This window comes from Ornithinibacillus proteolyticus (assembly GCF_039581225.1).
Taxonomy (GTDB): domain Bacteria; phylum Bacillota; class Bacilli; order Bacillales; family Amphibacillaceae; genus Ornithinibacillus; species Ornithinibacillus massiliensis.
Map to the genome: position 1 here is coordinate 17,710 of NZ_JBCPXV010000005.1, position 13,467 is coordinate 31,176.

Annotated in this window: 12 protein-coding genes; 2 read left to right on the forward strand and 10 right to left on the reverse strand. The window is 37.0% G+C overall.

Annotation, left to right across the window (positions count from 1 at the left end):
* Positions 1-25: 25 nt before the first annotated feature.
* The 4 genes from AAIB49_RS04040 to AAIB49_RS04055 all read right to left on the reverse strand — a co-directional run bounded on the left by AAIB49_RS04040 (position 26) and on the right by AAIB49_RS04055 (position 2,980).
* Positions 26-727, reverse strand: coding sequence for a hypothetical protein (locus AAIB49_RS04040; RefSeq protein WP_339216799.1), 702 nt, complete (start codon positions 725-727; stop codon positions 26-28).
* A 2-nt stretch (positions 728-729) separates the two neighbouring features.
* Positions 730-1,584: an ABC transporter ATP-binding protein gene (locus AAIB49_RS04045; RefSeq protein WP_343457290.1), complete on the reverse strand. Its 855-nt coding sequence runs from the start codon at positions 1,582-1,584 to the stop codon at positions 730-732.
* Positions 1,574-1,948, reverse strand: coding sequence for a GntR family transcriptional regulator (locus AAIB49_RS04050; RefSeq protein ID WP_211742057.1), 375 nt, complete (start codon positions 1,946-1,948; stop codon positions 1,574-1,576). Before AAIB49_RS04050 ends, AAIB49_RS04045 begins: the two co-directional genes overlap by 11 nt.
* A gap of 156 nt (positions 1,949-2,104) precedes the next feature.
* The gene (locus AAIB49_RS04055; RefSeq protein ID WP_343457291.1) at positions 2,105-2,980 is read right to left on the reverse strand and encodes a ComEC/Rec2 family competence protein; all 876 of its coding nucleotides are present in this window, start codon (positions 2,978-2,980) and stop codon (positions 2,105-2,107) included.
* Between the two features lie 249 nt (positions 2,981-3,229).
* Between AAIB49_RS04055 and AAIB49_RS04060 the strand changes: the two genes are divergently transcribed.
* A complete protein-coding gene (locus AAIB49_RS04060; protein ID WP_186868865.1) occupies positions 3,230-3,562 on the forward strand; it encodes a hypothetical protein in 333 nt (110 codons plus the stop codon).
* 85 nt (positions 3,563-3,647) lie between these two features.
* Here AAIB49_RS04060 and AAIB49_RS04065 read toward each other — a convergent pair whose 3' ends face one another.
* From AAIB49_RS04065 to AAIB49_RS04085, 5 genes are all read right to left on the reverse strand, one after another.
* The gene (locus AAIB49_RS04065; protein WP_343457292.1) at positions 3,648-5,789 is read right to left on the reverse strand and encodes an ATP-dependent Clp protease ATP-binding subunit; all 2,142 of its coding nucleotides are present in this window, start codon (positions 5,787-5,789) and stop codon (positions 3,648-3,650) included.
* A 319-nt stretch (positions 5,790-6,108) separates the two neighbouring features.
* Positions 6,109-7,695 carry an acyl-CoA synthetase MbcS gene (mbcS, locus tag AAIB49_RS04070; protein ID WP_343457293.1) on the reverse strand — a complete coding sequence of 529 codons (1,587 nt, stop codon included), beginning with the start codon at positions 7,693-7,695 and terminating at the stop codon, positions 6,109-6,111.
* Between the two features lie 558 nt (positions 7,696-8,253).
* The gene (gene pdaA, locus AAIB49_RS04075) at positions 8,254-9,048 is read right to left on the reverse strand and encodes a delta-lactam-biosynthetic de-N-acetylase (RefSeq protein WP_186868868.1); all 795 of its coding nucleotides are present in this window, start codon (positions 9,046-9,048) and stop codon (positions 8,254-8,256) included.
* 81 nt (positions 9,049-9,129) lie between these two features.
* Positions 9,130-10,437, reverse strand: coding sequence for a Na+/H+ antiporter family protein (locus tag AAIB49_RS04080; protein WP_186868869.1), 1,308 nt, complete (start codon positions 10,435-10,437; stop codon positions 9,130-9,132).
* A 158-nt stretch (positions 10,438-10,595) separates the two neighbouring features.
* Positions 10,596-11,393 carry a YfkD famly protein gene (locus tag AAIB49_RS04085; protein ID WP_339217839.1) on the reverse strand — a complete coding sequence of 266 codons (798 nt, stop codon included), beginning with the start codon at positions 11,391-11,393 and terminating at the stop codon, positions 10,596-10,598.
* Positions 11,394-11,478: 85 nt separating this feature from the next.
* Here AAIB49_RS04085 and AAIB49_RS04090 point away from each other — a divergent pair, with 85 nt between their 5' ends.
* Complete coding sequence (locus AAIB49_RS04090) at positions 11,479-12,651, forward strand: MFS transporter (RefSeq protein ID WP_339216814.1); 1,173 nt, start codon at positions 11,479-11,481, stop codon at positions 12,649-12,651.
* Positions 12,652-12,753: 102 nt separating this feature from the next.
* Here the strand turns inward: AAIB49_RS04090 and AAIB49_RS04095 are convergent, their stop codons facing one another.
* A complete protein-coding gene (locus AAIB49_RS04095) occupies positions 12,754-13,467 on the reverse strand; it encodes an amino acid ABC transporter permease (protein ID WP_339216815.1) in 714 nt (237 codons plus the stop codon).

Consider the following 13,467-nt stretch of genomic DNA (forward strand, 5'->3'; position numbering starts at 1 on the left):
TTATCGTCAGGATGTCCCCTGTTGTTTATCTTCTCTTCTCTATTGTAATTCTTCTGACAAACACAAAGGAAAGTAAAAAGAACAATAAACCGATCCCGAACATTTGATAGAAAAATACTATATTTACTTGATTTACGAACTCGACAATAATATCATAAACCCAGCCTTTAGCAATTCCAAATAGTAGCAATATGACCAGAACCCCAGCAACGAGTCCTCCACCAGCAAGACCATATTTATAGAATAGTAGGCCCATGACGAACATAAAGGATAGCAGGAAAAACATGACACTAATGTCAATCAATAACCGATTTAGCCAATTGTCTTCTATTATCATTGCTGGATGTAGAAACATAAAAGATGTGATATTTGCATTCTTTGTAAGAAGTAGCACGACTTCTTGAATCGTATTTGCAACGAGAGATTGTACCGTGGCAATGATTAAGAAATAAATACCCATACTAATTAAGATGTTCTTACGAGTTGCTCCCATTTTAATGGAAAAAGGAATGCTCTCCTTTACCCTTGTAAATCCTATGACCAAGCAATAAAAGTAAATTGCAAACGGAAAGCCAAATGCTAACATGCCATCTTCTACACCTAATAGGTACACTCCAAAAGCAAGAGAGACTAATAGCATAAATAATAAAATCGACCAAAATATGAGAATGTTATGGCGGATGTCACTAATATAGAAATATAGTAAACCTTTAATCTGTTTATTCATGATTACGCTCCTTTTCTTTCCGTAAGATAGATCATTAATTCTTGAATCGGTACACCTTCAACTGATAATCCAGCTGCTATTGCATCCTCTGAATGCCCTACTACATATGCTGTCATCATACCTGCAAGCTTTTTCGTCATGATCACTTCTTTATCTTGAATGAAATTATCTACTAATTCTTCCGTCCCAGAAACTGCACATGCACTGTTTCGTAGCACGTCTGCATCTTCCTGTAATGCAAGTTTTCCATCTTGAATAATGAGGACTTCTTCAAACATTAAACTAACCTCATCGATTAAATGGGTGGAAAAAATAATCGTTCTTGGCTCTTTTTCATATTCTTCTAGAAGAATTTCGTAGAACTTCTTTCGTGCCGCTGCATCAAGTCCAATATACGGTTCATCAAACACCGTTACCTGTGCTTTACTAGCTAAACCAACAATAATCCCAAGAGCAGACTCCATCCCTTTTGATAAGGCTTTTACCTTAGCTTTTAAATCCAAGTTATATTCCTTCACCAACTCTAATGCTAATGATTGATCCCAATTAGGGTAAAAGTATGAGCTAATCTTTAGGACATGCTTTATAGTCAAATCCTTTTTAAAATTGTGACCTTCTTTAATTAAGCAAATGGATTCTGTTAGTTTCTGATTATCAAACGGTTTTTCACCATCAATCAGAATCTCTCCACTTGTTGATAAAATTTGACCAGCTAATATTTCCATAAAGGTAGTTTTTCCAGCACCATTCCGACCAAGTAAGCCATATATCTTCGGCTCATTAAGCATAAAAGATATAGAATCTAATGCTCGTTTATTCCCGTATTGCTTCGTTAAATTCTTAACCTCAATTTTCATAATCGTGTTCCCCCTCCATCATTCTCATTAAATCCTTTTCACTTATTCGTAGCTTTTTTGCCTCTTCCCTTAATGGGAGAATAAAGTTCTCATAAAATGTCTGCTTTCGTTTTTCAATCAAAATCTCCTTCGCATTGTCTGTCACAAACATCCCTACACCCCTTCGTTTGAATAAAATCCCTTCCGCTACGAGTTCATTAATCCCCTTTGCTGCAGTAGCTGGATTTATCTTATAAAATGCTGCAAACTCATTCGTAGATGGCACCCGTTCCCCTGCCTTAATGGAGTCATTTATGATGGAATCTTCTAGTTGTTCTTTTATTTGAAGGAATATGGGTCTATTATCATCCAAATGATTCTTCATGTTTAAGCTCCTTCGTTAAATGGTTCATTACTTATGTAACTAACCATATAGCATTGAAGGTTTATTGTCAACATTATTTTGAAAAAATTAAACTTAATTAATAAAAGAGCCCATAAAAAAGAGACAGTCTCACACCTTTTCAGTGGGACTGTCTCTTTAGCTACGCTCTAATATGCCTTGTATGGGTGCTTTTTGCGGAAATATTATATAGTCTTCTCCTTCTGTATGGATAACCAAATCTCCATAAACTGCAGTGGAGTATATATTCGTTTCCATTTCCACTAGTTTCTTAATCACTCGGTTAACAGGATGACCATAGTCATTATATTTACTATAGGTTATCACCGCAATATCAGGTTCTACTAACTCTAGAAAATTTTCAGAGCTACTTGTTTTTGAACCATGATGCGCAATTTTAATTATTTCAGCACGTACATCATACTTAGCAGCTATTTTTTTCTCTTGGGCATCTTCTATATCTCCCAGCAATAAAAAGTCGATGTCATTATAGCTGAGCTTTAAAGCAATCGAGGATTGATTATTATTTTTATGCTTGCCGTGCGCATTAAGGATTCGAATATCCAAGAGTGTATCAATTGGCAATTCCTTGCCTGCTTTCGCAACCTTTAACGGAATTTCCTGCTTACGAACTTCATTTATATAATTCGCATATGCCCGGGTAATATGAAGCTTTCCAGAATCTAATATTTCTTTTACCTTAAATTCCTTCATTACTGCTGGAAGCCCACCAATATGATCACGATCTGGATGGGTAGCTATCATTAAATCAATTTTATCAATCCCTAGTCCTTTCAAATAACGGACTACTTTTTTGCCTGCCATTGGTGGACCACCATCAATTAATATATGCTTTTTATTTGGGGTCTTTATATAGATACTATCCCCTTGTCCAACATTTATAAAATGCACTTCCATTTTCGGTGCATGATGACTATGAACTGGTACACCGTCTGTCGCAAAAATAAGGAAGAATATTAAGAAGTAGGAGAGAATTCTAGTTGGTCGCAGCATGAATGATACATCCTTTGTAAAAGAGTTCATTACTATCCTTTCACGTTTCTAAGCGAAATATTTATGTATCCTTTGTCGCCTATGCTATAAATTCTCATTGACTGTGCTTCGTCGCAAAAATATTACTTAAAATGAAGGATTTTGAAAATTCTTGTCGAATACTAGTATATCGGATAAAAGGGGGAATTGATGATGAGTAACACACTACATTCTTTTGAGGTATATACAGATTAACAACTAAAGGTGGAGATGACTATAAATATTGCAATGGTTGATGTTACGGTGTCTAAACCGGACCATGACTTTAATGAACGTGAGCAAAAGATAATTGAAGTATTACTGCTCAACTTAGCAGCACATGGTAATAGTTATGCAACAAAGGAAAATATGGCATTTACTCCAAATGAAAAGAAGAAAGATACCCTGTTCTCTTTTCAATTTGCTTGGCAACAATCTATTCCTAAAGAACAATATGATGAACTTGTATCTTCTATTCAAAGGAAATACGAAACAGCATTTAATATGTGTGACATAGAAAATGTTGAAATACAGTTTCTTGAGAATGCATATTTGAAAAAATAAATTAAGTCATAAAACGAAGAACGAAAATTCATCCGATATATAAATAATAAGACGCATTGGACTTTGACCAATGCATCTTATCTGTTTACGCTTTATTCACTACTACCTCACCATTTTTCACAGAAACATGAACTTTATTCACGTTTTCCTCTTCCAAAAGTAAGTCTGTTAATGGATCTTCAATTTTATCCTGGATAACACGGCGTAATGGGCGTGCACCAAATTTAGGATCATAACCAATCTTAACTAGGGCTTTTTTCGCTTCATTAGTGATGGTAATTTCCATGTTATTTTCTTTAATTACTTCCGTTAACTCAGCTAACATTAAATCGATAATGCTCATTAGATTTTCTTCTGTTAACTCATTGAAGTTAATGATTGCATCAAATCGGTTTAAGAACTCTGGCTTAAAGTATGAGCTTAAGTTTTCCAATGTGGATACTGATTCGTGCTTATCTTTATTGAAACCAACTGTAATTGATTTCATACCTGTTCCAGCGTTACTTGTCATTATAATAACGGTATCTTTAAAGCTTACTTTCCTACCTTGTGAGTCTGTTAGATGACCATCCTCCATAATTTGTAGGAACATGTTTTGCACATCTGGGTGTGCTTTTTCAATTTCATCCAATAAGATGATGGAATATGGGCTACGACGAACTTGTTCTGTTAATTGTCCTGCTTCATCATGACCTACATATCCTGGAGGTGCACCGATAATTTTAGAAACAGAGTGTTTCTCCATATACTCACTCATATCTAAACGAATCATTGCATCTCTTGTACCAAATAATTCTTCTGCTAGTGCTTTTGTAAGTTCTGTTTTACCGACACCGGTTGGACCTACAAATAAGAATGATCCAATTGGACGGTATTTAGATTTAAGTCCGGCACGACTTCTGCGAATTGCTTTTGCCACATTATCCACTGCTTCATCTTGACCAATTACTTTCTTACGAAGGTTATCACCGATATTTTTCATTTTCGCTTGCTCATCTGCTTGTAGTTTTGTTACAGGAATACCTGTTTTCTCTTCTACAATTAGTTGGATATCGGAAATATCTACATCGATGACTTGCTCTTTACCTTTAGCCTTTTCAAGCTGCTTTTGTAACTGGATTTCTTGGTAGCGTAAGTTTGCTGCACGTTCATAATCTTCTTGTTCAGCTGCAGCTTCCTTCTCCTTCACGATTTCGTCGATTCGTCGTTGAATAGAGCTAGAATCTTTTTGTGAATTAGCTAGGTTTAAACGGGAACCAACTTCATCCATTAAGTCAATCGCTTTGTCTGGTAAGAAACGGTCTTGAATATAACGTGCAGACAATGTGACAAATGCATGAATAGCTTCTTCTGAGTAACGAACTTCATGGAATCTTTCATAACGATCTTTAATCCCATTTAGAATTTGAATTGATTCTTCAACAGATGGCTCCTTCACGATAATAGGTTGGAAGCGACGTTCCAGAGCGGCATCCTTCTCAATTTTTCGATATTCTTTCAACGTAGTTGCTCCGATGATTTGTAATTCCCCGCGAGCTAAAGCTGGTTTTAGAATATTACCTGCATCCATTTGAGATCCTTCTGCCGTTCCAGCACCTACTACTTGATGAATTTCGTCGATGAAAAGAATCGTTTCTTTGCGTTCTTGTAATTCCTTAATTAACTGTTTCATGCGTTCCTCAAACTGACCACGGACGCCTGTGTTTGCGACTAGCGATGCAACGTCTAAAATATAGACTTCTTTATGAATTAATTTCGCAGGTACTTGACCTTCTGCTATTTTTAGAGCTAGTCCCTCAGCGATAGCTGTTTTACCAACACCTGGTTCACCAATAAGAACCGGGTTATTTTTATTTCTTCTATTTAATGTTTCAATAACACGTTTAACTTCCTGATCACGACCAATTACTGGGTCAATTTCACCAGCGCGAGCAGCGTCGGTTAAGTTTCTTCCTAGTTGATCAAGCAAGCCATTTCGCTTCGTTCTTTTTTGCTTTGTTTTGGTTGATGTATTAGAATATGCTGAACCATTATTTTGGAAAAAGTTATCTGCAAATGCATCATTTTCTCCATCAAAAGGATTAGAGAAAAATCCATTTGCATTCATCATATTTTCTTGGATTTCACGGAAACATGAATTGCAAAGGTGCATCTGCATCTTTTCATGATTCATTTGCATTGCCATATTAATGTTCGCTTCATTTACACCACATTTTTGACATTTCATTTTCCATTCCTCCCGATAATTAAATATCAATAAGATCAAATTTGACTTTGACTATCTTTGACCTTGTGATTTTATTATACTCTGACCTTTTTTGACTTTCAAGTATTTTGTTCCATTTTTTTGAGAGGCAATAGTGAACCTATATCATACCGGTTTGTAGGTCCTCTCTAAAACCATCGTTCATACTGTGTCACTCACTTTCTATCGCTATATCCCCTTATTTAATAATAGAACCCTCCTCACTGCCAATGCGCTAATCTAATTCATCCATTCAGTAATTCTATCCCTTTTTCCATAAAAAATAGCAGCCAATCGGCTGCTATTGTGATACCTTCCGTTCTATTTCTTTCTTCCTTAATTCTACCCGTCTAATCTTCCCAGAGATAGTTTTGGGCAATTCTTTTATAAACTCTATTTCCCTAGGGTATTTATAAGGTGCGGTTAATGATTTAACATGCTCTTGTAATTCCTTCGTTAATTGACCTGGTTCTTCTTGAACATTTGGTTTTAGAACAACGAAGGCTTTTACAATACTTCCTCGTACCGCATCCGGACTTGCTACAACAGCACACTCCTGGACATGTGGGTGTTTCACTAGAGCATCTTCGACCTCGAATGGTCCGATCGTGTAACCTGAGCTAATGATGATATCGTCACTACGACCTTCAAACCAGAAATATCCGTCCTCGTCTTTTCGAGCTTGATCTCCTGTTATATAAAAATCCCCTCGCCGTGAAGCATTAGTACGTTCTGCATCTTTATAGTACGCTTTAAACAAAGCAGGACTGTTTAAACGAACAGCGATATCACCAACTACATTGACTCCTACTGGTTCACCAAATTCATCTATAATTTCTACATCATTCCCAGGTGTTGGTTTACCCATGGAACCTGGTTTAACCTCCATGTTTTTCATGACACCTAGTAATAATGTGTTTTCTGTTTGTCCGTAGCCATCCCTAACGGTCACATTGAAGTAGGTACGGAATGTATTAATCACTTCCACATTTAATGGTTCACCAGCAGAAACAGCACTATGAAGATGTGTTAGCTGATATCTACTTAAATCATCAACCTTAGCCATTAGGCGATACTCTGTTGGTGTGCAACAGAGGACATTAATCTTATTTTCTTCTAATAAACTTAAATATTTTTCTGCGTTAAATCTTCCATTATAAATAAAGCCTGTAGCCCCCATACCTAGAACCGATAAGAATGGACTCCATATCCACTTTTGCCAGCCAGGTCCTGCTGTAGCCCAGACCTTATCTCCAGCTTTTACACATAGCCAATTTTCTGGAGCTGTTTTAAGGTGAGCAAATCCCCAGCCATGGGTATGCACAACGCCTTTAGGGTTGCCAGTAGTACCAGATGTATAAGAGATAAAAGCCGTGTCATCTCTTGTTGTAGCTGCCTCTTCTAACCAAGGCGATGAATCCTCCATCAGCCCATCGAGAAAATACCAATTATCGACTGGTCTGCCGACTGCAAACTTTATAAGAGAGTCATATTCATGAAGATCTTTATATTGCTCGGTAAAAGTATGATAACTTACCACACCATTTACTTCTCCGTGGCTTATCCGGTATTGTAAATCATTCGTTGTTAGCATTTCGGAACTAGGAACAACTATAATGCCAGCCTTTAAGGCCGCTAAATAAACCTCATAAGCTTCAATTCTACGTGGAATCATGACGAGAAGCTTATCACCTTTTTTTAATTCACTTTCCAGGAAAACGTTTCCAATTTTATTCACGTTTTTCATGAGTTGACCATATGTAATTTCCCGTTTTCTAACTTCTTCGTCTTCCCAAATTAACGCTTTTCTGTTTTCGTGCTGCACATGCTTCTCCATTTCCATCACTATGTTATAGTCCATAGGAGCAATTAGATCCTCTCGCTTCACCTCATCAACTCCCTTAGCTTATTTCCAATTATTATAACAAAAATTTTGAAATGTTAAAATATAATTTAAGTGAAAAAAAGCTGGGACAATACTATTACACATAGGATATACCGAACATTAAAGTTAGCGCATCAAACCCGCCCCGGAAATATACTTGCGGTTGCTTCCAGTACAGGGGCGACACCTGCTCGAGAAAACCTCGCAGTGTCTTCTTTACACTTCATCACAGCATAAGTGCGACATCTGCTCGAAAAGACCTCGCAGTGTCTTCTTTACACTTCATCACAGCATAAGTGCGACATCTGCTCGAAAAGACCTCGCAGTGTCTTCTTTACCGTCGGGCGGCTGGTGAGCCTCCTAAGAGCTAACGCTCCCCTGGGGTCTCACCGATGCCTTTCCTCCCACAGGAGTCTCCGTATATTTCCGGGGCTAATGTGGTGATGGTTCGTTTGTTATTACCTTTGTTTTAGTTTTGTCCCAGCCTTACTATACCTCTAAAAAGAAAAATAGTGGGAAAAGTCACCCGTCGATGACCTTACCCACTAATCTTAGTATGTTTCAATAACCGTAAATCGGCTCTGATACTTTATCTTTCATTACCAATTCGTCTAGACTTTTAAACGTGTATCCATCTTTCTTTAAGTCTTGGATAATTTTCTCTAACGCTTGTGCATTATCCTCTGATACGGCATGAAGGAGAATAATAGCTCCTGGATGAACTTGCTCCATCACTTGATCATAAGCATATTGCCAACCTTTTTGGGCTTTTGTATCCCAATCGATTATTGCTAGCGACCAGAATACATGAATATAACCCAAGTCGTTTGCCCATTCCAATGTCTGTTGATTAAACATCCCTTTAGGTGGACGGACATATTTTATGTCATCTTGTTTAGATATTTTTGCAACCGCCTCTTCCAAGGTTTCCAGTTCCCGCTTCATAACTTCCTTCGTTAATATCGTAAAATCTGGATGATGATAGGAGTGATTTCCTACTATATGTCCTTCATCTACCATTCGCTTAATTAAATCAGGGGCACTACTAACATAATGTCCCGTCACAAAAAACGTAGCAGGTACCTTTTCTTTTTTTAATACATCTAATATTTCATCGGTAAATCCCTGCTCATAGCCGTTATCAAAGGTTAAGTAAAGTGTTTTATCACCAGAATCATCAACATAATAACTACCATAGTCTTTTAATATTTGATGATACTTTCCTATATCTGGCCTCTCATGATTCTTGTTTTTCTTATAACCCCAACCATAAGCTTCTGCCTCATCTACATTCATATAAAAAAAGGCAAGAAAAAATATGATGGTAGATGCTAATACGAAATGCCCTTTATGCATGATACCCCACCTATTTTTTTCTTACCTTTTGCTAAATCAGTTCTTTTTATTCACTTATAATCTATTTACCTACATCTTCGTTTATAAGAACAATGATGCTGCCCACCCAAAGATGAATAGTGGAATATTAAAGTGAATAAATGTAGGAACACATGTATCCCAAATGTGATTGTGCTTTCCGTCTGCATTTAATCCTGATGTTGGCCCAAGTGTACTATCAGATGCAGGAGAGCCAGCATCACCAAGTGCACCAGCTGTTCCTATTAGTGCTGCTGTTGCCAGTGGCGAAAAACCAGCCGCTAAACATATTGGAACAAATAATGCAGCTACAATTGGAATCGTTCCGAACGATGATCCAATACCCATCGTAATCACTAATCCGACTACTAATAAGACAAACGAAATGATTGCCTTATTATCTCCTAGAAATCCAGAGGATGCTTCAACTAGGGCATCCACTGCACCCGTCTCTTTTATAACATTGGCAAACCCGGATGCTACAAGCATTACGAATGCGATGGAGCTCATCATACTGACACCATCTGCCACGATTTTATCACTTTTAGAAAATGGAACAACAAAGAATAATACCATTAATAGTAGACCTGTTAATGCACCTAGAATTAGATTTCCAGTAATGATTTGGACTACTAGAGCACCAAGGATTGCTATAATCGTTAGTACATGCTTTATATTAAAGCTAACTTCTTCTAAATCTTGGTTGACAAAAGCAGCTGTCCCTGCGACATCCGATTTAGGCTCTTTATCTTTACGATATGTGATGAAAATAGCAATGAATAAACCAACTACCATTCCTAAAGCGGGGATAATCATTGATTTTGCAACTTCTCCCATTGTAATAGTTGCACCACTTTGTACCATGCCATCATAGATTGTACGGTGGAAAATAAGGCCAAATCCTGCGGGAATCAGAATATAAGGAGCCTTTAAACCAAATGTTAATGCTACTGCCACCCCACGACGATCAACCCGCATCTTATCAAATAGTTTCAATAGTGGTGGGATTAAAATTGGGATAAACGCGATATGCACCGGTACAGCATTTTGTGATAAAGAAGCAACACCTGCTATAGCTAGTAGGAGCATCGTTTTCTTGCCGGTTAATATCTTGATTAAATAGTTAACTAATATAGTTGTAATACCTGTGTAGCTAATAGCTACTGCAAAAGCTCCTAGTAATATATAACTTAACGCTGTATTTGCTTGCTCACCCATTCCATTTACAAGCATCTCAATTGCTTCTATAACATTCAATCCTGCCATTAATCCTGCAGCAACAGCTGCAATGATAACAGAGATTATTACGTTAACCCTTAATAAGCTTAATAATGTCATTACTAATACGGATACAATGACTACCCATTCCATATTGTCTTCCCCCTTAACTCTCTCGCTTCATTACTTTAACATGATAAAGCATTGAAGCGTTTTAGTCAACTTATTATTTTCACCAAAATCTGGAATTCTATACAAATTAACTAAAAAAGCTCTGAAACCATTATAGAATCAGAACTTTTAGAAGGGGATTATTTTAATTCAAATGAAAAAGATACATGATCTTGGATTGGTATCCACGCACCGATACCTTGCTTTGTCACATTTTTAATAACGAGTGATTTCTTCGTTCCTTTTAGTTCAATATAAACTTCTCCAAATGTTACTTTCCCTTTTTCATTTACCGCAGGTGCAAAAGCATGTAAGTAGCCGTATTTATCTGGAGGAACACCATAGGAATTCGTTTTTTTCGTTCCTGCGCCAATGGTAGTAGTATAAGAAAGTGGTAATTTAGTCTTTTGTTTAGATGTCATAATCATCATTTGTTTCACATCATTAGGGTTGTTAATCTTATTTGTTAAAGCACCCTTTACTTCTTTTTGGGCTTGTTGATTAAAACTTAGCTTTTGATTATCTGTTCCACCCATATTATTAAGCTCGTTAACGTTAATCTTTTGATACTCCCAATTTATATTGGTATCATCCGATTCGTAGTGTAGAGGCCATCGTCCAAGAAACACCATTCCTCGATAGCCAATACCAATTGGAGATGGGTTAATGGTGGATTCATTCAACATTTTGATTAAGTTTGGGTTACTAATTTTCACATCGGTACTATCCATTAATTCTTGTGTGAGTTTACTTGGCTCAATAACTTCCTCATCTTCATTGGAATTAGGATAGGTATTTTCTTTTGCAATATCTAAGACATGACTAGGAATTTCATAGTCATTCTTCTCTTTCTCTCCTTTCTCTTTAGCTAGGACGATAATTGGAGAGTATATTGCAAGTAAAAATATGATTAATGCTATAATATAATTGTTTTTCATCATGCCCATTCCTCTCTTTTTGCCTTAGTTTTTTCGTGTGCTTGCAATTTTATACATACATGTCATCTATAGGGGGGAACAAAAAATGATATTAGATCGTTTTCGCTTTTGGATTTTAATTTTGCTTGTGATGATTTCTGGTTTATCACAAGGAATGCTTATGCCACTACTGGCGATAATTTTAGAACAGGGCGCTGTAAGTTCTTCTGTCAATGGCTTACATGCTACAGGATTATACATTGGGGTTTTACTAGCTTCTCCTTTCATGGAAAAACCAATGAAGAAATTTGGATTTAAACCGATTATCTTAATTGGTGGTTTATTGGTTATTGTTTCTTTATTATTATTCCCTTTGTGGGAAGCGCTATGGTTCTGGTTTATCTTGAGAGTAGCAATTGGTATTGGTGATAATATGCTCCACTTTGGGACACAAACATGGATTACCACAACAGCAGACAAACATACCAGGGGAAGAAGCATTTCACTTTATGGAATGTCCTTTGGATTAGGATTTGCGATTGGCCCATTATTTACCAGGCTATTAGAGGTGAATGAAGCACTACCGTTTATTGCATCTGCACTATTAAGTACTATCGTATGGTCCCTAATGTTATTTGTTCGTAATGGACTGCCAAGTAGCGAAGCACCTAGTGTAGAAACAACGAAAGACAGCTCACTTAAGCGATTCATTCAGACAACGAAAATCGCATGGATTGCTTTATTACCGCCGCTTGCTTATGGGTTCTTGGAGGCAACCCTTCACGCTACCTTTCCTATTTACGGCCTTCGGATTGGTCATGATGTGGACATGCTTTCGTTGATTATTCCTTGCTTTGCTGGTGGAAGTCTAATTTCTCAACTACCTCTCGGAATACTAAGTGATCGAATTGGAAGAAGAAAAATCCTGTTAATCATCCTAACACTTGGTCTATTCTGTTTTATCGGTGCGGCTTTATTCGAGGCATCTGTTATGGCATTATTTATTCTATTTACATTGGCGGGAATCTTTGTTGGTTCACTATACTCATTAGGAATATCTTATATGACGGATTTACTCCCACAGTCATTATTACCAGCGGGAAACCTGTTATGTAGTATCGCATTTAGTATTGGAAGCTTAGGTGGACCCTATTTAGGTGGTATATTTATTGATATATTCCCTCATGTATCGTTCTTCTATGTTATTGCAGCTGTTTTAGCACTCATTGTAGGTGCAATGTTAATGAAGCGAAATAGTGCCATTATGGTTAGTAATTAATTTTCATTACGGGTGAATGAATGAACAAAAATACACTCCCCTCAGGCAAAACAGTTTATCTGTCTGCCCGAGGGGAGTGTTTTATTTACATCTAATGTGCTCTTAATTTATCGCTCGATTTGCTTTAATATCCACATACTTGCCATACCTTGCTTCTAATCTATCTTGTAAATAAGATATAGCAATTCCAATCGGCCAATAGACGAAAGCAACCATAATATACATGGTCATCGCATCAAAGGTACGTCCAGCGACTATTTGTGATTTTTGGAATAGCTCTGGCACCGTAATAATAGCGGCCAGTGAAGTTCCTAACATCACACTTAAAAATACATTAGCTAAAGGTGGAATGGCGATACGAATGGCTTGCGGCAAGATAATTAATCGCATTGCCTTCCAATACGGTATGTTTAATGCCTTAGCCGCTTCCCATTGTCCTTTATCCACACTAGATAGTGCTGCTCGATAGATTTCTGCAATATATCCGGCACTATTTAACCCAAACGCAATCGATGCAGCAACAAAGGCGGTTAATTTGATTCCCATGATCGGTAACCCATAATAGATCAAGAATAGAAACACGATAATTGGTGTGCTTCGCATAAACGATATATATATCCTTGATGGCCAACGAAGGATAAAATTTGTTGAACTTCTTGCTAGTGAAATAAAAAATCCTAATATCAGACCAATACCCATTCCGATTAAAGCAAGTGAAATGGTCATTGGTACCCCTTCTAACAAAAACGGCAAGCTATCCCATGCAAGCTTTGGATCAAATAATTTATCTAATTGAACTCTATCAATTTCAAACAT

Coding starts and splice junctions, on each gene's coding strand:
- AAIB49_RS04040 (WP_339216799.1), bottom strand. CDS start 727: ATGAATAAACAGATTAAAGGTTTACTATATTTCTATATTAGTGACATC.
- AAIB49_RS04045 (WP_343457290.1), bottom strand. CDS start 1,584: ATGAAAATTGAGGTTAAGAATTTAACGAAGCAATACGGGAATAAACGA.
- AAIB49_RS04050 (WP_211742057.1), bottom strand. CDS start 1,948: ATGAAGAATCATTTGGATGATAATAGACCCATATTCCTTCAAATAAAA.
- AAIB49_RS04055 (WP_343457291.1), bottom strand. CDS start 2,980: ATGCTGCGACCAACTAGAATTCTCTCCTACTTCTTAATATTCTTCCTT.
- AAIB49_RS04060 (WP_186868865.1), top strand. CDS start 3,230: ATGACTATAAATATTGCAATGGTTGATGTTACGGTGTCTAAACCGGAC.
- AAIB49_RS04065 (WP_343457292.1), bottom strand. CDS start 5,789: ATGAAATGTCAAAAATGTGGTGTAAATGAAGCGAACATTAATATGGCA.
- pdaA (WP_186868868.1), bottom strand. CDS start 9,048: ATGCATAAAGGGCATTTCGTATTAGCATCTACCATCATATTTTTTCTT.
- AAIB49_RS04080 (WP_186868869.1), bottom strand. CDS start 10,437: ATGGAATGGGTAGTCATTGTATCCGTATTAGTAATGACATTATTAAGC.
- AAIB49_RS04085 (WP_339217839.1), bottom strand. CDS start 11,393: ATGAAAAACAATTATATTATAGCATTAATCATATTTTTACTTGCAATA.
- AAIB49_RS04090 (WP_339216814.1), top strand. CDS start 11,479: ATGATATTAGATCGTTTTCGCTTTTGGATTTTAATTTTGCTTGTGATG.
- AAIB49_RS04095 (WP_339216815.1), bottom strand. CDS start 13,467: ATGTTTGAAATTGATAGAGTTCAATTAGATAAATTATTTGATCCAAAG.